This is a genomic window from Roseovarius sp. (assembly GCF_048262375.1).
Lineage (GTDB): Bacteria > Pseudomonadota > Alphaproteobacteria > Rhodobacterales > Rhodobacteraceae > Roseovarius.
Genome location: NZ_JBLXFE010000001.1, coordinates 373,119 through 393,644 on the forward strand (window position 1 = coordinate 373,119; position 20,526 = coordinate 393,644).

Annotated in this window: 27 protein-coding genes and 1 pseudogene; 1 reads left to right on the top strand and 27 read right to left on the bottom strand. The window is 61.8% G+C overall.

Going from position 1 to position 20,526, the window contains the following annotated elements; all coding sequences use genetic code 11:
* Window positions 1-13 precede the first annotated feature (13 nt).
* The 24 genes from ACN0SW_RS01880 to ACN0SW_RS01995 form a co-directional block, all read right to left on the bottom strand.
* Window positions 14-379 (bottom strand): hypothetical protein, encoded by a 366-nt coding sequence (locus ACN0SW_RS01880; RefSeq protein ID WP_417726186.1) that lies wholly within the window; start codon window positions 377-379, stop codon window positions 14-16.
* Window positions 372-1,457: a hypothetical protein gene (locus ACN0SW_RS01885; protein ID WP_417726187.1), complete on the bottom strand. Its 1,086-nt coding sequence runs from the start codon at window positions 1,455-1,457 to the stop codon at window positions 372-374. The genes ACN0SW_RS01880 and ACN0SW_RS01885 overlap by 8 nt, the downstream gene beginning before the upstream one ends.
* A gap of 298 nt (window positions 1,458-1,755) precedes the next feature.
* A complete protein-coding gene (locus ACN0SW_RS01890) occupies window positions 1,756-1,974 on the bottom strand; it encodes a hypothetical protein (protein ID WP_339670830.1) in 219 nt (72 codons plus the stop codon).
* On the bottom strand, window positions 1,974-3,305 hold the full coding sequence (locus ACN0SW_RS01895) for a phage minor head protein (protein ID WP_417726188.1): 1,332 nt from the start codon (window positions 3,303-3,305) through the stop codon (window positions 1,974-1,976). The genes ACN0SW_RS01890 and ACN0SW_RS01895 overlap by 1 nt, the downstream gene beginning before the upstream one ends.
* Window positions 3,302-4,852, bottom strand: coding sequence for a DUF935 domain-containing protein (locus tag ACN0SW_RS01900; RefSeq protein ID WP_417726189.1), 1,551 nt, complete (start codon window positions 4,850-4,852; stop codon window positions 3,302-3,304). Before ACN0SW_RS01900 ends, ACN0SW_RS01895 begins: the two co-directional genes overlap by 4 nt.
* Window position 4,853: 1 nt before the next feature.
* On the bottom strand, window positions 4,854-6,494 hold the full coding sequence (locus ACN0SW_RS01905) for a hypothetical protein (protein WP_417726190.1): 1,641 nt from the start codon (window positions 6,492-6,494) through the stop codon (window positions 4,854-4,856).
* Window positions 6,491-7,057 carry a phage protein Gp27 family protein gene (locus ACN0SW_RS01910; protein WP_008280206.1) on the bottom strand — a complete coding sequence of 189 codons (567 nt, stop codon included), beginning with the start codon at window positions 7,055-7,057 and terminating at the stop codon, window positions 6,491-6,493. The genes ACN0SW_RS01905 and ACN0SW_RS01910 overlap by 4 nt, the downstream gene beginning before the upstream one ends.
* A 1-nt stretch (window position 7,058) precedes the next feature.
* A complete protein-coding gene (locus tag ACN0SW_RS01915) occupies window positions 7,059-7,361 on the bottom strand; it encodes a hypothetical protein (RefSeq protein ID WP_009819464.1) in 303 nt (100 codons plus the stop codon).
* Window positions 7,358-7,702, bottom strand: a complete 345-nt coding sequence (locus ACN0SW_RS01920) for a DUF2730 family protein (protein ID WP_417726191.1) — start codon at window positions 7,700-7,702, stop codon at window positions 7,358-7,360. The genes ACN0SW_RS01915 and ACN0SW_RS01920 overlap by 4 nt, the downstream gene beginning before the upstream one ends.
* Window positions 7,699-8,271, bottom strand: a complete 573-nt coding sequence (locus ACN0SW_RS01925; RefSeq protein ID WP_417726192.1) for a holin family protein — start codon at window positions 8,269-8,271, stop codon at window positions 7,699-7,701. Before ACN0SW_RS01925 ends, ACN0SW_RS01920 begins: the two co-directional genes overlap by 4 nt.
* On the bottom strand, window positions 8,262-8,873 hold the full coding sequence (locus ACN0SW_RS01930; RefSeq protein ID WP_417726193.1) for a holin-associated N-acetylmuramidase: 612 nt from the start codon (window positions 8,871-8,873) through the stop codon (window positions 8,262-8,264). The genes ACN0SW_RS01925 and ACN0SW_RS01930 overlap by 10 nt, the downstream gene beginning before the upstream one ends.
* A gap of 42 nt (window positions 8,874-8,915) precedes the next feature.
* Window positions 8,916-9,305 (bottom strand): hypothetical protein, encoded by a 390-nt coding sequence (locus ACN0SW_RS01935; protein ID WP_417726194.1) that lies wholly within the window; start codon window positions 9,303-9,305, stop codon window positions 8,916-8,918.
* Between the two features lie 9 nt (window positions 9,306-9,314).
* Window positions 9,315-9,767, bottom strand: a complete 453-nt coding sequence (locus ACN0SW_RS01940) for a gp16 family protein (protein ID WP_417726195.1) — start codon at window positions 9,765-9,767, stop codon at window positions 9,315-9,317.
* A 4-nt stretch (window positions 9,768-9,771) separates the two neighbouring features.
* Complete coding sequence (locus tag ACN0SW_RS01945; RefSeq protein WP_417726196.1) at window positions 9,772-10,422, bottom strand: DUF3164 family protein; 651 nt, start codon at window positions 10,420-10,422, stop codon at window positions 9,772-9,774.
* 1 nt (window position 10,423) lies between these two features.
* Entirely contained in the window at window positions 10,424-10,624 is a 201-nt protein-coding gene (locus ACN0SW_RS01950) for a hypothetical protein (protein ID WP_417726197.1), read from the bottom strand.
* Window positions 10,621-10,971, bottom strand: a complete 351-nt coding sequence (locus tag ACN0SW_RS01955; protein WP_417726198.1) for a hypothetical protein — start codon at window positions 10,969-10,971, stop codon at window positions 10,621-10,623. Before ACN0SW_RS01955 ends, ACN0SW_RS01950 begins: the two co-directional genes overlap by 4 nt.
* The gene (locus tag ACN0SW_RS01960) at window positions 10,958-11,332 is read right to left on the bottom strand and encodes a hypothetical protein (RefSeq protein ID WP_417726199.1); all 375 of its coding nucleotides are present in this window, start codon (window positions 11,330-11,332) and stop codon (window positions 10,958-10,960) included. The genes ACN0SW_RS01955 and ACN0SW_RS01960 overlap by 14 nt, the downstream gene beginning before the upstream one ends.
* The gene (locus ACN0SW_RS01965) at window positions 11,329-11,859 is read right to left on the bottom strand and encodes a hypothetical protein (protein ID WP_417726200.1); all 531 of its coding nucleotides are present in this window, start codon (window positions 11,857-11,859) and stop codon (window positions 11,329-11,331) included. The genes ACN0SW_RS01960 and ACN0SW_RS01965 overlap by 4 nt, the downstream gene beginning before the upstream one ends.
* Entirely contained in the window at window positions 11,856-12,653 is a 798-nt protein-coding gene (locus ACN0SW_RS01970) for an AAA family ATPase (RefSeq protein WP_417726201.1), read from the bottom strand. The genes ACN0SW_RS01965 and ACN0SW_RS01970 overlap by 4 nt, the downstream gene beginning before the upstream one ends.
* An 18-nt stretch (window positions 12,654-12,671) precedes the next feature.
* The gene (locus ACN0SW_RS01975; RefSeq protein WP_417726202.1) at window positions 12,672-14,795 is read right to left on the bottom strand and encodes a transposase domain-containing protein; all 2,124 of its coding nucleotides are present in this window, start codon (window positions 14,793-14,795) and stop codon (window positions 12,672-12,674) included.
* Window positions 14,792-15,631: a ParB N-terminal domain-containing protein gene (locus ACN0SW_RS01980; protein WP_417726203.1), complete on the bottom strand. Its 840-nt coding sequence runs from the start codon at window positions 15,629-15,631 to the stop codon at window positions 14,792-14,794. The genes ACN0SW_RS01975 and ACN0SW_RS01980 overlap by 4 nt, the downstream gene beginning before the upstream one ends.
* Before the next feature lie 194 nt (window positions 15,632-15,825).
* On the bottom strand, window positions 15,826-16,038 hold the full coding sequence (locus tag ACN0SW_RS01985; RefSeq protein WP_417726204.1) for a hypothetical protein: 213 nt from the start codon (window positions 16,036-16,038) through the stop codon (window positions 15,826-15,828).
* Entirely contained in the window at window positions 16,038-16,208 is a 171-nt protein-coding gene (locus tag ACN0SW_RS01990) for a hypothetical protein (protein ID WP_417726205.1), read from the bottom strand. The genes ACN0SW_RS01985 and ACN0SW_RS01990 overlap by 1 nt, the downstream gene beginning before the upstream one ends.
* Window positions 16,205-16,456: a hypothetical protein gene (locus ACN0SW_RS01995; protein ID WP_417726206.1), complete on the bottom strand. Its 252-nt coding sequence runs from the start codon at window positions 16,454-16,456 to the stop codon at window positions 16,205-16,207. The genes ACN0SW_RS01990 and ACN0SW_RS01995 overlap by 4 nt, the downstream gene beginning before the upstream one ends.
* A gap of 104 nt (window positions 16,457-16,560) precedes the next feature.
* On the opposite strand from ACN0SW_RS01995, the gene ACN0SW_RS02000 reads away from it, so the two are divergent.
* Complete coding sequence (locus tag ACN0SW_RS02000; protein ID WP_417726207.1) at window positions 16,561-17,205, top strand: S24 family peptidase; 645 nt, start codon at window positions 16,561-16,563, stop codon at window positions 17,203-17,205.
* A gap of 122 nt (window positions 17,206-17,327) precedes the next feature.
* On the opposite strand, the pseudogene ACN0SW_RS02005 reads toward ACN0SW_RS02000, so the two are convergent.
* The 3 genes and pseudogenes from ACN0SW_RS02005 to ACN0SW_RS02015 all read right to left on the bottom strand — a co-directional run.
* Window positions 17,328-17,519 (bottom strand): annotated as a pseudogene (locus ACN0SW_RS02005) (integrase core domain-containing protein); the annotation flags it as partial.
* A gap of 15 nt (window positions 17,520-17,534) precedes the next feature.
* Window positions 17,535-18,545, bottom strand: coding sequence for a hypothetical protein (locus tag ACN0SW_RS02010; RefSeq protein WP_417726208.1), 1,011 nt, complete (start codon window positions 18,543-18,545; stop codon window positions 17,535-17,537).
* A complete protein-coding gene (locus ACN0SW_RS02015) occupies window positions 18,538-20,526 on the bottom strand; it encodes a hypothetical protein (protein ID WP_417726209.1) in 1,989 nt (662 codons plus the stop codon). Before ACN0SW_RS02015 ends, ACN0SW_RS02010 begins: the two co-directional genes overlap by 8 nt.

Consider the following 20,526-nt stretch of genomic DNA (forward strand, 5'->3'; position numbering starts at 1 on the left):
CAGCTCCTCAGGATCAGGTGACAGAGTGGCGGGCAATCGCCACGTCGATGATGTCGCCAGCCACGCCTGCCTGCAGCGCGTAGCCTACGGCGACGTTTCCAACTCCGGTGATAGCCGCGACGCCGAGGCCGGTGGCGTTCGCCGCGACCGGCGCACCGGCGGCAACTGTGCCCGCAAGCTCAAGCTCGGCCGATCCGGACATGATGACGTCCTGAATGTCGCCAAGCGCGGCGTCCAGCTGATCGGAGATGCCGATTGCGAGGTTGGTCGCAGAGGCGGCAACGAGAATGCCGCCGCTTGCGCCGAACTTGACGATCCGGCGACCGGGCACCGCAGCTTCGGCGGTGTAGGATTTGATGAACATTCCGGGGTTAGCCATTGTCGCTCTCCATGGTTTCCTCGATCTGGCGCGCGGCCTCGGCAAAGCTCAGCGTGCGGCCCTCCGCCTCGGCGTCCTTGATCAGACGCTTGGCGGCGGCGGTGATGTCGTCTGGCCCCTTGACCTGCGGCAGGGCATCTCCGCCCGCGCGCTCGCTGAAATCGATCAGCGGCTTGGTCTGCTTTGTAAGCAGCTCGCGGAACCACGCGCGCGGACTGGCGCTCTTTCCTTCGGCAAAGGCCACCTCGTCGGTCGCGTCGAGGCTTTCCATGAACGCGGCCATCTCGTCCTTGAGACCCGGCGCGATGCGCCCGTCCTTGACCAAGGCCTCGACCAGGGCGGCATCCTCGGCGCGGCGCGTCTTGCTTTGGGCCTCGGCGAAGGCGGCTTCCTTCGCGTCGAGCTCGGCCGCGCGCGCATCGAGCGCGGCTTGGCGGTCTTCGGGGGTTTGCGTGTCCGTGCCGGACATATCGGGTTCTCCTTTTTGGGGTTCGGCGAATTGGGTTTGCCCGGTCTCGGGCGCGCCTGCGGCGTCGCGGAGGGCCTCCTGACCTGCGGGCGTGCGTGCCCAGGACAGGACGGCGGCAATCGCGCCTTTCAGGGTGTCCGCGAAACTGGCAGCGGGCGCGTCCTCTTCCGAGAAGGCGATCTCGAGGGTCACGGCCTCGGCGTCCTCGGCGAACTCGGCGGCCTTGAGGCCCTTCACGGCGGGGGGCTGTGCGCCCAGAAAGCCCACATGCTTTAGGTAATAGGTGCCGGGGGTCGGGTTTGCGGCGGATTGAGGAGGATAGAAGGAGGCGCTGATCCGCTTGAAGCGTCCCGCGCGCACCATCTCGGCGAAGGCGGGCTCCACCTGGTCAGGCTCGGCAAAAAGCTCGGCTCCTTCGGCGCGCAAGCGTTTGACCCAGCCGTAAGCCGGGGCATCGGTGCGAGGATGGCCCACGACGATGGGCGCCTCATGGAGGGCGGGATCATAGGCGGTGGCAATGCCCTCGACCTCGGCTTCGGAAAACTCGAAGCTCTGCCCGGATTGGGCGGTGTGGCGGCCAGCGCGGAAGATGTGAAGCGGTTTTGTCATGACCCGACATTAAGCCGGGGCGACGGGCCAGATCAGATGAAGGGCTTCAGGGGAGAGGGTGGGGCGCTGCGCGTGCCATCTTGGGTAAGACTAGCGCCCTCTGAGGGCATGCGGCAAGCCCGGAATGCAAACGGCCCCAGAACGGCCCGCTGAGTGCGCTTCCGGCTCTGGCGGGGGTTGGGTCGCAAAATCCCCGAGGGGGGTATTAAAAGGGTATTTAATGGCGCGCCGAGAGGCCATTGCGTCTGGTGGGGTCGGTTGCAGGTGCACCTGCGGGGTCAAATAACCCCAAATTGCCTCAGGATGCCGATTTGTCGATGAAGGACCGGAGGAGTGCGCGGCGCTCTTCGGGCGTCCTCTTGGGGCGGTCGAAATAGACCCGAAGGTCTTCGCGGCGGACCGCGACCAGCTCTTCCTTGTCCGGATCGTCGTCAGGCAATGCTTCTGCTTCGCGCAACGCGGCCTCATAAGCCTCGCGGCTCCATTCGTCGGGGGGCTCAACCAGCAACGTTCGCATCACGCGTCTCCGTTCATGACCCTGACAATGGCGGCGGCAACAGCCCGGGCGGTCTCTTCTATGCGTTGGCGGATTGCTCGCGACTGCGCGCCAAGGCTCTCTTGATATAAGATCAGGCCCTGAGACTGCAAGACGTCGAGGACCGCGAGGCGCACCGCATGGTCGCGCTCTGTGTTGGTCAAGCCCGGGGCAAACTCGTCAATGAGTTCGGCCGCGACCTCCGCAAGCTCGCGCATGTCGCCATGGCTGGGCCTCAGCATCTGTGCCCGGTAGAGCGAGCCGTCGTGACCAGCGGCGGTGATTGATCGAACTTGGCGCTGGAACATGACCGCCATGTCATCCGGGCTGAGCGGCGCGGAACTGGGGTGATTGTGAACGAGGCCGACACCCGTGCCGCTCTCCAGCCGCCCGATTATGGAGGAGGTCAGTTTGACGCGCTTAGGCTTGCCCACGTTCCAGTCGATTTCCTCGCCGGTCCCCAAGTCGAACGCGCCAAGATGCTCCCGCCCGTCGCCCAGGCCCATGAGCCGGGCGCGCATGGCAAAGCCCAGCTCGCTGGCCGCCGCCGGGGCGGAAAGCCCACCCGAAATCCCTGCATGACGCGCTCGCAAGTCAAGCCATGCATGGCCCGTGTTGCCGTCCCATGCCGGATCAACCCCAAGCGCCGTGGGTTCGATCTCGCCGGTGCGACGGTTCAAGACCCCGCGCTCCTCCAGCTCAAAATCCTCCGTCACCTTCAGGCCGCGCCGCTCCAGCATGCCTTGGGAGAGTTGTTGGACCGTGCATCCGCAGCGCCAGCCGTTGGGGGGAAAGATACGAAGCCAAGCCGGGTGATCGACGGGCAGGATCAGGTCGTGATAGCGCGCGTGGTCCTCGCGCTTGGTGTCGCGCTGGATCTGGACGTAGCGCAGGAAGGGGAAGGCATTCTTGGTGCGCTGAATGCGCGCCCATTTGCCCGCAGCGTGGGCTGCGCGCATATTGGCGTCGAAGATCACCCGCAGGCGGCGGGGCGAGCCAAGCTGGACGTTCTTCAACTCGCCGGTCAGGGGATCGCGCTCCGTGGCGCTGCCCCACCAGCCAAGACGTTTCAACTCGGGCTCGAGGTCATCCATGAAGCTGCCCAGCGTGCCGCCATTGGCCAGCGCCCGATCCAGCGCCGCCCGGATCGTCTCCAGAACATCAGTCCGCATGGCCTTGGCGACAACGAAATTGCTGGCGTGCTCATTGCGCCAGACGTCGCGGAAATCGAACCGCGCATCGGGCGGGGCGAGGCCCTTGGAGCGAAAGAAGGACAGCGCATCCTCGGGGCGCAGGCGCTGCAGGTCGATCATGGGGCCACGGAGCCGGGCAGGGTGTCCGACCCATCTGTTGCCTCGCTGTCATCCACCACGGCCCCGAGCTCACCCGCCAGACGCGCGGCGAAACTGGCCTCGGTCAGCAGATCAGTCATCGCTTGTCCGTCGCTCGGTGCGGCCGCCAAGGCGTCGAGACGGGCGCGCAGCGCCTCAAGCGTGGTGCCCGGTGCGATGTCGCCCAGAAGGGCCGCGATATCTGCGAATAGCGGCTCGACGGCCGTCTCGACATGACCTTCTGCGATGATTTCGGCCGCAAGTCTGTCGAGCGCGCTCTCATGGCGATGCTCGGCAAAACCGGCCTCGGGCGGGTCTTCACCGGCTGGGGTGGGATCGGGGGGTGCTGTGCGTTCATAGCCGTCGCCATAGATTTCCTTTACGCGATCCTCGGTCATCTGCCAGCCGATGCGATGCAGCTTCTCATCGCGGTCGACGGCGGCGGTTGTATCCTCCGGGTCTTCCATCTTGCGCCACACTCTTGGCGGCGTCACGCCGGGAAAGTTGAATTCACACAATCGTGCGACAGGTCCCTCGTTGAAGGATTGGCAGACGAGATCGGCGTCGGATTTCTTGACCGCGTCGCCCACGTCGTCATGCACCTCGGCCTGCGATCGGCTGGAGCCGTTGTCGGTGGTCATGGTCTGCGACAGCACGATCTTGGAGATGGCAGCATCCATCGTGTCGTGCAGCTTTTGGTAATCGAGAGAACTGGCACCTGCGGGTGCGGACAAAAGCTCGATATCCATGCCGTCGGGAATGATGATCCCGGCCTCTGAGCGGATGGCCAGAACCGCCTCGAGCAGCGTCTTTTGCTCTTCCTCCGTCGCCTGAGAGGGATACTTGCCGCGCGCGGTCGGCATGCCGAATTTGTCGAGAGCGATTAGCCAGAGTTTCAGCCCGTTGCGCTTGAACCAGACCGGCCAATAGAGCCAGTGCGCGAGACCCAAGCCATAAGGCTCGTCGTCGTGATCCGCCCCGGTCGAGAACACCCAGAACTTCTCGGGCGGCATTTCCTCGCCGGTCAGCATGTTGGACAGGGTCAAAAGGCGCAGGCCGCAATTCTCGTCAAAGCGAAACCGCACCCGGTCGCGTACGCGGATTTCCTCCCAGCCCCAGAGCCGCCCGTCGCGGCGATACATCTGTTCGGCGACGGAATAGCCATAAAAGAGGCCCCAGAGCATTTTCTCGGTCAAGCGGTCGAACTTCATGGCCGAAAGCTCGTCGCGCAACCAGTCGGCCGCGCGCTTGCCCGCCGCCGTGTCCTCGCCCGGTACCACCTCCCATTCCCGGCTGGTGACGGCCGAGATGCGCTGCGTCATGACCGATTTGACCTGCGGGTCTGTCAGGATCGGCTTGTAGATGTCGAAACTGCCGCCGCCCCGGGTGCGCAGGATCGGGTCAGTTGGCTCGAGCAGCGGGCCGATCCATGGCCGGGTGATGTCGCGCCCGCCCTGAATGCCCGACAGTTCCATCGGGTTGCGCATCCGCACCGACCGCAGCCGCATGGTGCTGGTCTTTCTCGCCATCTCAGAACCCTCCGAAATCCAAGCCGCCCCGGCCCCGGGCAAAGCCCATGCGCTGCCCGCCCAAAGGGCTGGTGAAGTCTTGGGCCGTCAAAGCGGTGCGCGGCCCGGTCGATTGAAACTCCATCGGCACCACGTCCTGATTGCTCGCATACCAGGCGAGCGCGCCTGCGATGGCGCTGTCGCCGTGCCGGTCGAGCCCGTCTGATCCTTTGAAGCGGAAATTCTCGGGCACGCGGATGATGCCATTCGTGTATTGCAGCGCCTGATGGTCGCGCAGCACGTCCTCATGCGCGGGCAGAACGATGGTGCGATCCGAGAAGGCCTCGATATAGGGCGGCATCTCCACCTCGTACCATTGGCGCGAGAATGAGACTTCGACGATCCGCGCGCCGTAGCGTTGGGCCGCGACCTCGGCGAGATAGGCCCCGTTGCCGGTGCGGTCCATCGCGCCCTTCTGGAAATTGGGCAGCCGGTCGAGCAGCCAGAACAGCACGTCGCGCTGCTGGTCAAAGGGGATATTGCGCAGCTCGACGATGAGCTTGGTGCGCCGGGTGAGATCGACGCCCTGTTCGAGGATGATGATGTCGGTGGCATCACCCGAGCGGGCAAAGTCCTCACCCATGAAATGCGAGCGGGTTCGATCGAGGGTTTTAAGCACCGGTTCAAGGTGGGTTTTACACCAGGCTTCAGCAGCGGCCTTGCGCACCGCCTCGTCGGCGTTCTTGAAGCTGTCGGGCTGCGTCCAGCGGTGAAACGGGATGCCCTTGGCCATGCAGGCCTCGATCTGGACGCGGGTCAGCGCCGCGCCCTGCATCTCGGCGGGTTCGGCGTCGAGTTCCTGACGCATGGCGGCCTCGCGCGCGCCGTAAGCGCGACGCACAGTGGCCTCCCAAGCGGCCTCGGCCTCTGGCGTCCAGGTCTTGCCCTGCATCATGCAGACGCGCTTATAAAGCCCGTTGGCGACCGCGTCGCCGAAGGTGTAGCGATGCACCGCAAAGCCGTTCTTGCCCGCGCGCGCCTCGCGGATCAGCTCATTGAAGGCATTGAGATAGCCGTTATGGGTCGAGATGATCCGGACCTTGCCGCCCCAGATCAGCATCGCGTTCACGGCATCGATCACCTCGCGCACGTCCTTGTGAAACGCGGCCTCGTCGATCACCACGGTGCCCTGAAGGCCCCGTATATTGGCCGGGTTGGAGCTGAGCGCCTCGACGCGGAACCCGGAGGCAAAGCGCACCCGGTAGGCCGAGATGAACTTGGTGGTGCCATCGGGCTGCTGATCCTCGAAGAGAAACTCCTCGATGGGATGGGCTGCCCCCGCGATCACCCGCGCGAAATGCGCGACATAGCCAATGGCCTCGCGACCCTTGTCCTTGGTGTCGCCGATGTAAAAGCAGTTTTGCCCGCCTGCGCCACGCGCGGCGGCGGCAATGAGCGCGCAGCCCAGCATTTCGGCAAAGGTGATGCCGGTGCGGCGGCCCTTCTCGCAAACCTTGAGGTCGCTCTCGTCGGCCAGCCAAGAGCGTTGGTGTTCCATCAGGATGCCATCGGCCAGTGGATCGAGGCTCTCGGGGATTTCCGAGCCGCGCGGCAACTCCTCGGGCAGAGCGTCGGGGTCGCGGGTGAGGACGGGGGTGCTCACGCGCGCACCCCCAGAAACTCGCGGCGCAGCTTGCCGATGACGTCGCTCGACAGCCCCAACTCATCGCGGGCGCTGTCCAGTGCCTCGACGGCATTGGCGCGTTCTTCGGCGGCGATGCGGGCGCGTTCGGCTTTAATGATGCCGTCGCGCAAGCTGCTCGAGCGGATCAGGTTGTTGAGCGCCGTGGTGAGGTCCTTCATGCCGCGCGGGTCCGGCATCTTCGTTGCATCCGACATCATCATCTGAAGACGCCACTGGATCGTGGTGAGCTGCTGGAAAAGGGCAGAGGTCACGTCCGCTTCATCTTTGAGGCTGGCCTCTTGCAGGAAGGTTCGGATTTCGTCCTGGGCGCGTTCCTGCATCAGCGCGTATTCGCGGAATTCCTGCCCGTAGGAATGGATCGCCGATTTGCCGATCCGCAGCTCCAGCCCTTCTTCTTCGCACCGGAAATTCAACGCCTCCGCAATGCGCTCGTATTGCGAAAAGCCACAGTTGCGCAGCTCTTCCTGCAGCCACTGCCGTAGTTCCTTGGGCAGCAAGTCGACCTTGCGGGGCGGGGGCATGTCAGAGCCTCCGCGCGCTTGGACGCTGGATATCCGGATGTACCGCCTCGCCACGCGCGACCTCGATGCCGCGCCGGGTGGCCTCGGCAATGACAAAGTCGCCATGGTCGGCGACGGTGACCATGCCCACCTCCTGCAGCCATGCCAGTTCGGTGGTTACCTGGTCAAAGGTGGAGCCGACGCCCACGCCATTGAGCACGTCGCGTAGGATCGAGGCATTGGCGGTATAGCCCGAGACCTGCTCGAGATGGCGCAGGATCGCGAGGCGGCGGTGTTTGCGCAGGGTTGCTTGATAATCGCTCACTTCTTGCCTCCATCGAGCAGGTGTTGTTCGTGGCGAGACACGATGGCCTCCAGCCGCGCGGTGATCATCGCGTTGCCTTCCATCACGGCCGCCATCTTCTCCATCGACCCGGTTTGACGGACCAGTTCGAGCTGGAGCGCGTGCATGTCATCCTTGCCGGGCATGTTCTGAACCGCCTGTTCGAGCCGCGAGAGGCGCGCCTCGTGCCGGTCCATGCGCTCGTGACCCGCCTCGAGCTTTTTATCCAGGTCTTTGCGGCGGGTGGCCAGGAAGGTGTAGATGGCCACCAGCATCGGGAAGACGACGCCCAGCCCTTTCCAGAAGAGGTCCCAATCCATCATGCCGTGCGCTTCCAGTTGTCGAGCGCCGGATTGTCGGTCACGTCCACGGCGGCCAAGGCGATCTCGGCATCCGGCCCTGTATCGGCAGCACCCGGGCTGTCGGGACGCAGCGCCCGCAATTGGGCGACGCTGTGCGCCACTTGCGGGGCCTGTGAGATGATCCGCGCGGCCTCCTTTTGCATCGCGGTTCCCCGGAACTTATGCAGCTCGCGCGCGCCGAAGTAGAAGGCAACAATGGCTCCCATCAGCGCCCAGAGCGGTTCGGGCACGAGGGCGAGACCGGTCATCCGCTCCGCAAACCAGATCGGGTCGGACATGGCCGACCAGAAGAGGAAAATGCAGCCAAAGGCCATGGCAGGGCGCGGCAGACGGTTGAGACCGTCCACGAACTGCCCCCAAAGTCCGCGCGCGCCGGTGAACTCCGCCGCCATTTGGCTCAACGCCGCCTGCTGAAACGCGGCCTCCCGCATATCCGCCTTTTCGGCAGTGGGCCGAAAGACCTCGGCCGTCTCGGCAATGACATTGCGCCCGCCGCCAAAGAGCGCCCCCAGAAACTTGATCAGCCCCATGGTGCCACCCTCTCTTTGAAATCTGCGTCCGTCATGCGGTAGCGCGCTGCCATGAATTCCTCGGCGCGCCGTATCCAGCCGCCTTTGCCGCCCGCGCGGGCGCGTGCGAACTTGCGGCTTGCGGGCCGCGCATCGGCAAGGCGGAGGTAATAATTGCGCCGGGCAATTGCGTAGGCGTCGGCGATATGGGCCGGGGCCGCGTCATGGGCGGCGCGCACCGCGCGCAAAGTGGCCGGGCCGATCACGCCGTCGACCGTGGCCGGGAAACCCATTTCGGTGACGAGGCGCTGCAGAATTTTCACGGCATTGGAGCCTGCGTTGACCTGCATGTCGAAGACGCTCGCCTGCAGCGCCTCGGGCAGTTCCGCGATGCGGGGCCGCACGAAGTAATGCTCGATGAAGATGTCGACGGCGCGGGCACGGGTCATGAAGCGCACGTCGGCCACGTCCACGTCGCCGTCCCGGTCGAGATCAAGGCCGAGGCTGCGCATGGTGTGGATCGTGACGCCAAAATTGGTCGCCCCGCCGGGATCGGCCGGGTCATTCACAAAGCCGCCTTCGCGGGCGACAATCTCTTCGGCAATGGTTCGGACTGTTTGCATGGGCGTCCCCCTTTCCCGTCAGGATAAAGGGGGACGCACAGCTTATTCAGATGAAGCCCTTCGCATGACCTTGAGGAGGGGTGGCTCTTCCTCCTCTGCCAGCGCCGCCTTGACTTGCAAAACGCGGCGGGCGGTCACGCCGAAGCGGTTGGCCAGTTCATTGACCGGCGTATCTGGGGCCTCGCGGAGCGCGTGTCTGAGGCCGTCTCGGGTCTGCGCCCGGATGGAGGGCACGTCCACGTAATCACCAGCGTAGCGGTCGGAAATCCATCTGGCAATATCCGGCCCTCCGAGCGCCATCAGCTGGCTTTTGGTCTTTGGCGTGCCGGGCACATAGAGGCGCATGCCGCCTGCACGGAGCAAGAAACGCTCGACCGGGGCATCGCCCAGATCGGCGCGCATCTCGTCGACCCAGAGAGGATCATTCTCCATCGGGCTTCTTCACCGGCGGTGATCCTCCCAGTCGAAGTCGATGCTCTGCCGATGGCCCCACGTTTTGAGGGCCTGAATGACGGCGTCGATCTGTTCCCACGCGCGCAGCATGTCGACATCGGCCGGGACCGATCCCCAGACGCCTCCGAACCGCGCGCGGATGAACTTGTTGAGCCCGGCGCGGGAGGGGTCGCGGAGTGCGCCGGATTGTCCGAGCTTGCGCCAAAGCACATGGATCATGCGCAGGTCGGCACGCGGCGCGGGCTTGTGGCGCGGGTTGCGCGGGCGGTCCTCGAACCCGGCCTGTTTCAGCCGGTTGACGACGAGCTTCAACTCGCCGTCGTTCATGTCGCGCAAGGAGGCCTTGCCTGTGACGCTGACCTGCAAATCCCGGCGCGCGTCCTCGTCGAGGCCCAGCTGGCGGCAGGCCGCGAAGATCAGTTGTTGCAGGGCGCGGTTCATCGGCTCAGACCTTCGCAAGATCGATGGTGATCGGCTCCCATGGCGCGTCATGCGCTGCCCGGTGCCAGCACCGCACATAGGTCTTTGAGCCGACCGTGCGCATGGCATCCCGGATCGCGTCCTGCCCGCGTTTCCAGCGCGGATCAGTGCTGTCGCGGCGCAGGAGCATGAAAATCAGCGCGCGGTTGATCTGGCCCTGCTTGTCGGTGTTGAAGGCGTCGGCCACGAGGCCGCGCAGCTCGGCGCGCGCCTCGGCGGACCACTCATTCAGGCATTCGTCAAAGAGCTGCTTTGCCGTCTGCAACTCGGGGCCGAAGTCAATCCGGTCCGACACGCGCACCTCGACCTTGTAGAGCTGATCGACGCTCATCAGCGTCTTGTTGCCCTTTTTGCCGCCGATCCTGGCATCATATTCCTGCGCAAGGATCGCCTCGAATGCACCGATATCGTCGAAGGTATGGGCCTTGAAACGCTTGACCTGTTCGGAAAGCGGCAGGCCGTAGCTGACAATCTTGCGGACGGTCTCATCCTCGAGCATGTGCTGCGGCTTGATGGTCTCGAGCGGCTGCCAGCCGCCCCGGCCGTCGCCCATATAGATGTTGCCGTCGATCTCGCGGCGTCCGTCCGGGATGGAAAGAGGGGTGACTTCAGACATTTTACTCTCCTGTTGAAGGGGGTGTTGAAAGCAGGCGCGGACCCACGCCATGGAGGGCGCAGACGGCGGCCATGGCGGCGATCTCGTCCATGGAGCAAAGCGTGCTACCGCGCGGGCCAAGCAGGTCGACTTTGGCCACGCCCGAGGCCGCGAGGCGCAGCATTTCGTCGTGGCTCCAGCGGGCGATTTCGGGGGAGGTCATGGGTTGGTCTCCTTGTCGTCGAGAATGGCGTCGACCAGATCGTCGCGGGCCACCGTGCGCAGGATGCGATGCACAAGCTCCCGTATGCTGACTTCGCGCGCCGCCGCATGGGGCTCGAACGCGCGCCTCGTTGCCCCGTCCAGCGTGCTCAGCCGCAGGCCCTGCGGGCGAAGCGCGGGGCCGGGACGCACCCTCGGGAACACCTCACCGTTGCGGCGCAGGCGGGCCAGCACGGCATGGACGCGGTTCGGGGTCACGCCGAGGTTGCGGGCGATGAAGGCCGCACCGATCCCTTGTGCCGCAGAACGTCTCACCGCCGCATCGAGGCTGTCGTCATGCCGCGTCATCATCGGCCCCCTTGTGGATGGGGCACCGATTGCAGGCGCGGTACATCGTGACGGACTGCGAGTTCACGTTCTCGAACTGCGCGGCCTTCCCGCGCCAGCGGCGGCAGACCTGTTTGCCGATCTCGCCCAAGGCGGGGCAGTCGACCACCTCGCGCATGAAATGCCCACGCACGAGGTCCTCGACGATGCTCGTATCGGCGGGGTAGCGGTTGCGCAGGATGTTCGACACGAGCGTCGCGCTGCGTTCCATCTTGACCGCGACCTTGTTCTGGCTGGTCTCGTCGCAGGCGCGCGCCAAGGCGGCCACCCAATCGGGCAAGGCGTCGCCCCAGAATTCCCGGGCGGTATCGCGCGCACTCATGCTGCACCGCCTTTCGCCGGGCTGAAGCCGCCGGTGTTGGGGTCAAGGATGCCCGCCAGACGCACCGGCTTGGGCGCGCGTGGTCCGGTATCCTCGATCAGGCGATAGACCGCTTCGCGGCGACCGGGGATGGCCATTTCGACGACGCGCAGATGTTCGGAGGCCAAGAGCTGGCGGCAATAGGCGCGTGCCTTCTCGACAGTCACTTCGACGCCTCCTGCATTGGCATGCGCGGCAACGTCTGTCGGGTTGAAGTGGCGCAGCGTGCGCATGGCGCGCCACATGTTGCCCTCAGGCGTGGCCTCGCCAGAGACTGGCTTCGGGCCGGGCAGGGGGCGGTCTGTGGGGGCATACCAGCGTTTGCCATTGCGGGTGACACGGCTCACGCGGATCTTGCCTGCGTCCCGCCAGTGGCGCAGGTAGCGCACGGCGGTCTCGCGGCTGCAGCCGAGCCGGGACACGGCCTGCCAGTCAAACTCTTCAAGCTCGCGGACCTGCGTCCAAAGGCGATCAAAGAGGTCACTCATGCCCGGCCCGCCTTTTTCTCAGCCGCGAGCGGAACGATCTTTTCGGGCACGCGCGGGGCGACGGGGCGGAAATCGTCGACCCGGCGCACCGCTGGAGGTTGCCCGGTCTCGAAGGCCCGGTTGCCCCAAAGCTCAAGGTCGGCCAGACGTCGCCCCCGTCCCATGGCCAGTTCCTTGGCGCGTGCCAGATTGATTGCCACCCGACGGATCGAGCCGCCCGAGGCGTCGACGATGGCCCCTAGCAGGTCAGCGCCGACGTCGATGCCTGCCGCGTAGATCGGCGCGAGCTTCTCTGCATCTGGCAGGTTGCAGGCCAGCGCAGGCTCCCATGCGAGTTGGCGGTTGTGGATGTTCTCCCAGCGGGTCAGCTCCTGCGGCAGCTTTTCTTCGCCCACCAGAATGACCGGGGCCTGACAGCTCTCATAGATATCGCGGGCCAGTTCGATCATCCGCTTGCGCAGGAGGTATTGCGCGTCGTCGATGATGAGCGGGCGGTCGTTGCGCGCAAGCTGTGCGCCGATGGCGTCGACCATGGCCGCCACGCCGCGTTGAGGCGGCAGGCCGATTTCGCGCAGGATCGCCTGCGCCAGATAGGTCGGCGTCCAGCAGTCTTTAACCTGGACAACATGGGCCTGATACTCATTGGCCGCGACCGTCACGGCGGTGGTCTTGCCCCAGCCGGAGGGGCCGTAGAACGTGGCCATGCCGGGCAGGCCAAAGGCGCGGGACTGGACGCGCTCAACGAGGCCGATCAGCGCTGCGACGTTTCGCAGGGGCGCAATGGAAGGGGTCATGCTGCTCTCCTTTTCTTGTTACTCTTGGGCACCGAAGCGGCGCTCCATGCGCAGCTGGGCGCGGTAGTCGGAACTCTGTTGGTAGTCGGCCAGCCAATCGGCCTGTGCCTGCGTCAGCGTCTCGCCCTCCGCCAGCGCGGTCTCGAGGGCGCGGGCACGCAGAAACAGGGCTTTGGGATCGTCTTCATCGACCTCGACGGGGCGGGCGCGATGCTCGGCGAGGCGCGTCACGCGTGCCTCAAGCGCTGCTTCACGCTCTATCTCCTCGACGCTCTGAGCGCGCCGCCGTTTGGGGGCCGCCTTATGCGGCGTCACAAGTTGATGCACCTGCGCCTCGGGCAGGGGTTCGTCTGCCGCCAGCCCCGAGGCTGCGCGCACCCGTGCTGCCACCTCTGCCGCCGTCAACTCGCGCGCGGCCTTGGCCTCGGCCTTTTGCGCCTTGGCCCACGCCCCACGTTTGCGGGCATGATCCCGCGCCGCGTCGACGTCGATGAACTTGGCGTCTTCAAGGCACGCCGCATGACCCAGATACCGGCCAGCCAGATCGTAGACTTCCAGCCCTGCTCTCAGATCATCCGCGTCGAACCGTGCAACCACCTTTTCGCCTGCGATCCGGTACATCCACTCGGACCAGTATTCCGTGTCATAGAGCTTCAGCGCGCCATTGCCGCGCTTGGCGCGAACGCCCTCAGCCCGCAGGAGCCAGAGGCGTAGCTGCTCGTCGGTTGCGCGCTTGATCGTGGCGCGCGCATAGCCCTCGTTGAACACCTCATTAAACGACCGCCCCATGGCCACTTCACTGCGCCGCCCGGGGCGGGCGTTGTGATGCGCCAGTTCGTCCTCAAGAACGAGGCGAAACTCGTCGAGCGGGATGGCGCGGGTGCCGTAGTCCTCTGGTTTTGCGTCTGGCTTGTTGCCGGTATAGGCCCCGTCAAAGGCGGGGTGTTTGGCCACCCGGTCGCACAGATCGCGAAAGGCGCGCTCGATAGGTTTGGATTGCCCCGAATAGGGCGTGGCCCAGTGGACATGTACGCCCAAGAGCGGCAGCAGCCCGGGAATATCCTCGTCCGTGACCTTGAACCGAAACCGGGTTGGCGTGCCGCCTGTCATCGCCTTGGCGGCAAATTCCCGGCCATTGTCGATCAGAACCGATTGCGGGATGCCATAGGTCCGGATCAGGTCACCGGTCACAAGCTGCACGGTGTGGCTGTTGGCCGTGTCCGACAGGCGCCATGCCAAAAGCTTGCCGGAATAGACGTCCGACCAGACCATCATTTGCGGACGCACGGGCGTGTCGATACCGGGCCAGCGCACGAACACGTCGAACTTGTGATAATCGCCCTGGACGCATTCGAGTGGGACCATGAAGGCCTTACTGCGGACCTGCGCGGGATAGAGGCGGCGGAGAGCCTGCTCGCCCTTGCGCAGGTAGGTTTCAGTCGGGGCCGAGACGTTGGCCTTGATCCAGCGTCGCACCTGATGAAGGGGCGGCACGGTGCTGTTGCGCCGCTCGGAGGTCCAGACGCGCACGGCGCGGTCATAGCAACTGGTGAGGGACGGTTGCGACAGTCGCAGCCAATCGCTGCGCACCAGTGCCAGAAAGGCCGGGTCGATATCGCCCCGCTGGGCGGGGGCACGCCGCACCGCGCGCCCGTCGATCAAGTAGGCCAGCCGGTCGGCGGGCGCCACGCCCTCGACCTGCCCGAGGTAATTCCAGAGGGATTTCTCGGACCGTCCTAACTTGCGTGCCACCTCGCGCACAGCGGCTGAGCGTGTCAGCCCGGCTCCTTCCAACAACTCGACCTCGCCAATGGCCTCCAGCCGCGCCTCTGCCTCAGTGCGGGCCTTGTCGCCCGCCACTGCAAAGCGCTCCCAAGCCTCATCCTTGCCGGGCCGAGCCGCAGGGGCGTTGACCAAATCCGCGCTCAAATGCATGCGGGCGCGGATGGGCAAGAGGCTCCAGTGATATTCAAGGCCGCCGCCGGCCCCTTTGCGCCGCCGCACCTTGCCCGCGTACCGTGCCCAGCCTTCCTTTTGTGCCAACTGGTTGATCTTGCGCTTGGTGCCGGGCAGGTCGGGCAATCCGGCCTCCGCCAGATCGGCGGCACTCCACCATTCCTGCGAAGGGGCCGGGCCAGTCATTCCGCATCCCCTTGGTCAAGCGCGCCAAGGAGCGCCGCAACCTCTGCGCCGCGCTCTTCGAGGAATGCCCGGCGCTCACGCTTGCCCGCGCGGTCCCATGCGTCCAAGAGGCGCGACAGTTTCTGGTCTCTATCGCTGATCGGGGCAGGGGCATCGCCGCGCGCGGCGCGATAGGCTTTGCGTGCGGCCTTGGCGCTCTTTGCAGAGCCTGCGGCCAGAGCCTCAACCACGTCGTAGCGCTCGACCGTCTCCTCGATCTTGCCGATCTCGATCAGATCGGCAAGCGCGATAGGCTTGGGAGCGCCGCGCAGCAATTGGTAATCCCGCGCGGTCAGCTTCGAGCCAGCAGCCATTATCCTGTAAACTTGGCGCTCAGTGACGCCGCGTTTCTCGGCGATGCTCTGTGCAAGTGAACTAAAGTTCAGTTGGAACCAACGCGCGGCCGCCCCGCCGATCCCCTGTTTCAATTCTGGATGCAGTTTCTGGACTGCCTCACGCCGTCGGGCGAGGAAATAGGCTTCGTCGAGCGTGCTCATATCGGCCCCGGCAAGGTTGCCGTCGATCTCGAACATCGCCGCCTCGGCATCCGAACAGCGCACCACGTCGCATGGGATTGTCTCGGCTCCCAATTCACGCATCGCCGTCAGCCGGTGTGCGCCGTCGAGCACGTAATCGCCGTCTTTCTTGCGGCGCACCGTGATCCGGCCCACGAACCCATTCTCGCGGATCGCCTCGACCAAAGTGGCCACGCCACTCGGTGAAACTTCGCGGAGGCGGTCTTCGATCCGAACTGTATTCACCGGTAATTCGATGATCGTACTGAGGCGTTCAATCATGTTGAGGCCTCACGCGCCAAAACTTGCGAGGACAAGAAGCAGGACGAACATCGCCAAAGCCCCCAACACATCGCCTATGACAGAAAAGACGCCCCGGCCGGAGCAAGCAGACTGGGCACAGCCGGGGCGCAAGGACCGCGCAGCGCACAGGCCAGCACGCGCGCGGAGACGAAACTCATGGGCAAAGCGGCGGATCATCGAGCACGCTCCCGAACGAATGCTCCCTTGCGGATCGACAGATGATGGTCCTCGGCCAAGCGGCTCAGGCGCATCAGCGGCAGCGCGCAACACGGCTCGTCGATATCGCGCACCAATTGCAGGGCCAACGCAACGCGTTGTGCCTGCGGGATGGCCGCGATCTCAGCCTGCAACTGGCCCGCATTGGGGATCAGACCGGAAAGCCGCATCACATTAAATCCTGCGTTGAAGGGGGTGTTTCAGGGACGGCACCTTGGCGCAGCACTGCGACGGACAGGCCTGTCGCGACCACGGCCCAGAAGATCAGGGCGAACAGGAAGGCTATTGCAAAGCCGCTTCCGTGAGGCAGGGAGCGCTCGGGCTCGGGGCGCGGGCTCATGCGGCGTCCTCCTGTTTGGCGGATGGGCGGGGGATGTCTCGGGGCCATTCGAGGTCCCGGTCCCAATTCTCATCGAACCAGGCGAGCAAGCGCTCGGCGGTCGCAGTGCGGCAGTCAAATCCGCGTTCAATCATTCTCTTGAAGAAGTCGCCTTTACCAAGCGCGCGCATGGAGATTGCGTAATGCGTGACCCCGCGATGCGCCGCGAGCGTGGTTGCGAGGATTATGAGTGTGTTTCGCTGGTTCATGAGGCGACTATAGCCCCTTTGGTCTCGAATATACAAGCCCATTTGGTCTTTCTATTGCGAGATTAGCCCCTTTGGTCTAACTTGACCGGATGGATCCGATTCTAATGACCATAGACAAGGCCCTGAAAGATAAGGGTTTGAGTGACGCAGCCGCGTCACAATTAGCCGTTGGACATACGGCCTTAATCAAGAAGATGCGGATGCCTGCGAAAGGCGAGAAGCGGTACAACGTTGTGGCGCTTCAGAAGCTGGCCGAAGTGCTTGAATTAGAATTCTATTTCGGACCGCCGCGTGAGACTGGTACGGTCTATACAACCCAACTCGGCCACGATGATTTCGACGTGATCCTACGCCTGGATGCCCGCCTTGCTGCCGGGGCAGGGGTGGAGAATGGCGAGGTCTCCTATGAGGGCGCACTTGCTTTCTGCCGCAAGTGGTTGAACGAACATAATATTTCGCCGTCCCAAGCCTGTCTGATGCGCGTCTCTGGCGACAGCATGTGCCCAATGCTTCGTGACGACGATGTGGTCATGATTGACCAACGCAAAACCACGATCCGTAATCGCCACGTCTATGCGTTGGTCGACATCGACGGTTCATCGCGGGTAAAGCGCGTGGAGCTGGTTGATAATGAGATGATCATTCTCAGCTCTGACAACCCTGATTACCCCACCGAAATGCGCCGAGGTCCAGATATGAACCGCATCCGCATTCTTGGCGAGATCGTGTGGTCATCGCATGCGTGGTAATACCCGTATAGTGTTTCACGAATTGCCGTTATTCATCTAAAAGATGAAATCTGAAGGAACTTTCATGAAAAATCTTATTCTGGGGTAACCTCGCCGTTTTCAACGGGGTGCATCGGTAGAATTCACGCGGCCATTTTCAGTTTCATGGTTGGTATTATGCCGCCAATGGCCATGTTGGGGCGAGCGTTGTTGTAAGTCCAGGGCCATTGCGTGGCTTGATCCTGCGCCTCCTCGATGTTTTCGATGATGTATTATTGATCCCGCCATTCGCGCCTGACGGTGCGGTTATAGCGCTCGACGTAAGCGTTTTGCTGGAAGCGATCCGAGAATTAGATGTCATACAGGTTTCGACCGTTCAATTTTATGCAGTAAGCCTTCGTGTCTGGTTGATTATGTTTGGATGCAACACCGATGCTGTAGTCAAGTGCATACCTTCGCGGTTGAGTGTAGTACACATGCACAGGTTCCTTACCGGCGTTCTCAGCAGACAACGCGAATAAGCACATCGCCAATGAATGTGTCTTGGGACCGAACGGTGCCAATGCGCATGTGCGTTCTCCATAATTGGTTGCTCGACACAAAGCTTCAAATGCATCAGGTAGATCGAATGTGTGAACCTGCCATCTATCTTCCACCTTAAGGCTGCGGTTCTTGACTTCACTCTCCAGCTTTCTCAGAAAATCCCAGTTTCGAAAGTAATTTGGCGGGCCCGGGGGAAAAGGAAACAGGTATCGGATTTTCTCAATTTCTGCCTCAAACAGGTCCTTTAAACCCAAGGGGGCAAATCCAACGCTGACGATCAGATCCTCATAGCTGGAAAGGTTGCGAGGTCGATCAAACGTTGGAAGTGGCCCCAGTGGTAAGGGATCAGAAGACAACTGACTTCCATACCTCTCTGCAACCGAGTAGCAAACAACCAAGGTTTCCACACGTTGATCGTTCAACAAAAACCGCAAGATCGGAAAGAACCAACGTTTTGGCATGGATGAAATATCCAGTACAACCCTATTTGAGGCGCTTTCGATAAACGATGTGGATACTTCTTCAATTGAATCAATATCTTGAAGTAGATCAGCTTCAACAATTTCTTCCGGGCGCAAACCTGCGTTTGATAAGCGTTTTTCAATCTCCTGAAAGCGAGCTTCGAATGCCGCTGCTGGGGACATATGTGGATCGTAAATTTTTATGAAAGTTTGCTGGACGATTTCCGGAGCTAGTTGAGACAATGCGGTTGTGCATCTGTCTTCCGTACCCAAAGTCCCCAAAAAACTCCAGTTTCCGCCAGGAAGTTTTCCCATCAACCACTGCAACTGGCCCCACGGGCGAAAAATATCAGCCATCTTGCTTGTTCATCAAATCCAATAGTGGGAGTTCTGTATTTTTTTCGCGCCGACGTCTTGGCACGGCTGGCTGCAGGCGCTCAAGTATTCCAGCGTCAGCTAACCAATCGCGAAGTGTTTCCGCCTTAATGTACTGGGGTTCCTTAGTATGCTGATAAGGAATCCGGAAAATCGGGCAGTATAGCGAGTTTAGATAAAATTTGTATCTTCGTTTTCTGTCTTTATTGCGTGTCGCATGCTCAGCCATTGTGAGATTGCCGTAGTCGACGGCTTCAATGAGAAACTGCATAATGTCAGCATTTTGGTTCAGGTCCTCAATGCTTAGTGAAATTCCATTCTGGCCCGGATTGCTCATTTTATCGTCACCATGAAGAGCGGTGGCGAATTTCTCTCCCAGAAGCTGTATGAGCTTGTAGCGATCATCACTGCGCCCATAGTCCGAAGGTATTCGATCTAGCCACGTACGGGCTGTTTGAAATACACTTACGGTCTGAACGACGTGAGAAATTGGAAGTTCAGGGCTTTTTCCACGATTTGAAGACGCTTGTGTGGCGTAGTCCCAAATGTACTGACATAGGCTGAGGAATACCAAGATATTGCCACCGCTTATTGCCAATATGTCGCCTTCACCCGAGTAAATGGCACGTTGCTTTCGTTTGCCAGCAATTTTTAGCAGCGCGAGTTCAACTCGCTCTTTACGCCAGTACTGCCTATTCTGATCTTCCCAAGGCGTCGCAAGGTTACCGTCAGGAATTCCCTTCTGCCTGAACCAAACCTCACCCAATTTGGCAGAAAGTGGATCGGTTTCCGCGATTGCTTCGAGATGAGAGCCAACGGCTTCCGGCCAATCAGCGTCGATCTTGAGGGCTAAGGATGGGTTTCTTCCAGCCAATAGCTTAGCCTCCTCGCGGGGCTTTAGAGAGTGGCCTAGAGCATCAGAAATTCGCTTTGCGTTTGATCTTGGACTCCCAGGCGTTGCAAGAAACTTCAGGCGCCGGAGAAAGACGTCGTTTGCAAAATTTGGATATATGCTAGTTCCACCGAATTCTTGTGCTCTTAGTTTTGCATCAAGCTCAACGAGCTTATAGTCACGGTCCTGCTCCAAATGCCCTTTGGAGCCGAACACGTTGAGATGATTGCGCCAAGCATAACCACGTGTGCCAATTCTATATGACACCGTTGAGTCTCGACCAATGCACTTATTCACTACACTCCTGTAGTCCGCACCATCGCCTTGATCATTGATTGTGGCTAGCTCTTCGTACTGGTCGACAAGAATAAAAAATTCTGTCTCTGGAGAGACGATCTTAGTATCACGAAGAGCCCGAATAACCGCTTTTGCAGGTTCACCTACGGAGGTCTTAGTGCTGGAGATTTCCGGGTCCAGTTCTCTGTCATTGTAATTTAGAAAACGGCGGTACGCTGTTTCTCTAGCCCACATTCTGCTTTGCAAGCCATCAAACGATTCGACACCGTCGAGATAGCCTTCCCAAACTGGGGCCATTTTCACAAGGTCAACCAATGCTTGGGTTTTTTTATCCGAAAGATCAATGGATAGGTCGTTAGAAACTTGCCGGTGTTCTCCGAGAAGGCGCACCGACCTAATGATGTCACTGCAAACCAGATAGTTGAAAAAATCTCCAAACAGAACCTCTTTTTCACTACTTCCCGGGGCAATCCTTCTGTTGCCAAACACGTTGCATCGCGACGTGTTTACGTTGATACCGGCGCCAATAAAGTTTGCGTTCTCTTTAGGTATCGGGAACGGTTCGTTTGAATCCGCGTAAGCTATTCGAACTGCTGGATCGAGCAGCTTGTAAAGCATGCTTTTCCCGCTTCCCTGAACCCCTGTTAAAACAACATGTCCAGACTGGAAGACTGGACTAGCATGCTCTACTAGTTTGTGGCTGAAGATCTCAACAAACTCAGACGGATCGACCTTCTCACCTGCGTACAAATGATGAAATGGATTGCTTGCCAT

Excerpts from the sequence above, each read along its gene's own strand:
- ACN0SW_RS01955 (WP_417726198.1), bottom strand. The coding sequence starts at position 10,971 with ATGACGCGGCATGACGACAGCCTCGATGCGGCGGTGAGACGTTCTGCG.
- ACN0SW_RS01910 (WP_008280206.1), bottom strand. The coding sequence starts at position 7,057 with ATGCCCCCGCCCCGCAAGGTCGACTTGCTGCCCAAGGAACTACGGCAG.
- ACN0SW_RS02000 (WP_417726207.1), top strand. The coding sequence starts at position 16,561 with ATGACCATAGACAAGGCCCTGAAAGATAAGGGTTTGAGTGACGCAGCC.
- ACN0SW_RS01965 (WP_417726200.1), bottom strand. The coding sequence starts at position 11,859 with ATGAGTGACCTCTTTGATCGCCTTTGGACGCAGGTCCGCGAGCTTGAA.
- ACN0SW_RS01985 (WP_417726204.1), bottom strand. The coding sequence starts at position 16,038 with ATGCGGCTTTCCGGTCTGATCCCCAATGCGGGCCAGTTGCAGGCTGAG.
- ACN0SW_RS01885 (WP_417726187.1), bottom strand. The coding sequence starts at position 1,457 with ATGACAAAACCGCTTCACATCTTCCGCGCTGGCCGCCACACCGCCCAA.
- ACN0SW_RS01970 (WP_417726201.1), bottom strand. The coding sequence starts at position 12,653 with ATGACCCCTTCCATTGCGCCCCTGCGAAACGTCGCAGCGCTGATCGGC.
- ACN0SW_RS01950 (WP_417726197.1), bottom strand. The coding sequence starts at position 10,624 with ATGACCTCCCCCGAAATCGCCCGCTGGAGCCACGACGAAATGCTGCGC.
- ACN0SW_RS01990 (WP_417726205.1), bottom strand. The coding sequence starts at position 16,208 with ATGAGCCCGCGCCCCGAGCCCGAGCGCTCCCTGCCTCACGGAAGCGGC.
- ACN0SW_RS01920 (WP_417726191.1), bottom strand. The coding sequence starts at position 7,702 with ATGATGGATTGGGACCTCTTCTGGAAAGGGCTGGGCGTCGTCTTCCCG.
- ACN0SW_RS02010 (WP_417726208.1), bottom strand. The coding sequence starts at position 18,545 with ATGGCTGATATTTTTCGCCCGTGGGGCCAGTTGCAGTGGTTGATGGGA.
- ACN0SW_RS01935 (WP_417726194.1), bottom strand. The coding sequence starts at position 9,305 with ATGGAGAATGATCCTCTCTGGGTCGACGAGATGCGCGCCGATCTGGGC.
- ACN0SW_RS01880 (WP_417726186.1), bottom strand. The coding sequence starts at position 379 with ATGGCTAACCCCGGAATGTTCATCAAATCCTACACCGCCGAAGCTGCG.
- ACN0SW_RS01890 (WP_339670830.1), bottom strand. The coding sequence starts at position 1,974 with ATGCGAACGTTGCTGGTTGAGCCCCCCGACGAATGGAGCCGCGAGGCT.
- ACN0SW_RS01975 (WP_417726202.1), bottom strand. The coding sequence starts at position 14,795 with ATGACTGGCCCGGCCCCTTCGCAGGAATGGTGGAGTGCCGCCGATCTG.
- ACN0SW_RS01940 (WP_417726195.1), bottom strand. The coding sequence starts at position 9,767 with ATGAACCGCGCCCTGCAACAACTGATCTTCGCGGCCTGCCGCCAGCTG.
- ACN0SW_RS01925 (WP_417726192.1), bottom strand. The coding sequence starts at position 8,271 with ATGGGGCTGATCAAGTTTCTGGGGGCGCTCTTTGGCGGCGGGCGCAAT.
- ACN0SW_RS01980 (WP_417726203.1), bottom strand. The coding sequence starts at position 15,631 with ATGATTGAACGCCTCAGTACGATCATCGAATTACCGGTGAATACAGTT.
- ACN0SW_RS01960 (WP_417726199.1), bottom strand. The coding sequence starts at position 11,332 with ATGAGTGCGCGCGATACCGCCCGGGAATTCTGGGGCGACGCCTTGCCC.
- ACN0SW_RS01900 (WP_417726189.1), bottom strand. The coding sequence starts at position 4,852 with ATGGCGAGAAAGACCAGCACCATGCGGCTGCGGTCGGTGCGGATGCGC.
- ACN0SW_RS02015 (WP_417726209.1), bottom strand. The coding sequence starts at position 20,526 with ATGGCAAGCAATCCATTTCATCATTTGTACGCAGGTGAGAAGGTCGAT.
- ACN0SW_RS01895 (WP_417726188.1), bottom strand. The coding sequence starts at position 3,305 with ATGATCGACCTGCAGCGCCTGCGCCCCGAGGATGCGCTGTCCTTCTTT.
- ACN0SW_RS01945 (WP_417726196.1), bottom strand. The coding sequence starts at position 10,422 with ATGTCTGAAGTCACCCCTCTTTCCATCCCGGACGGACGCCGCGAGATC.
- ACN0SW_RS01930 (WP_417726193.1), bottom strand. The coding sequence starts at position 8,873 with ATGCAAACAGTCCGAACCATTGCCGAAGAGATTGTCGCCCGCGAAGGC.
- ACN0SW_RS01995 (WP_417726206.1), bottom strand. The coding sequence starts at position 16,456 with ATGAACCAGCGAAACACACTCATAATCCTCGCAACCACGCTCGCGGCG.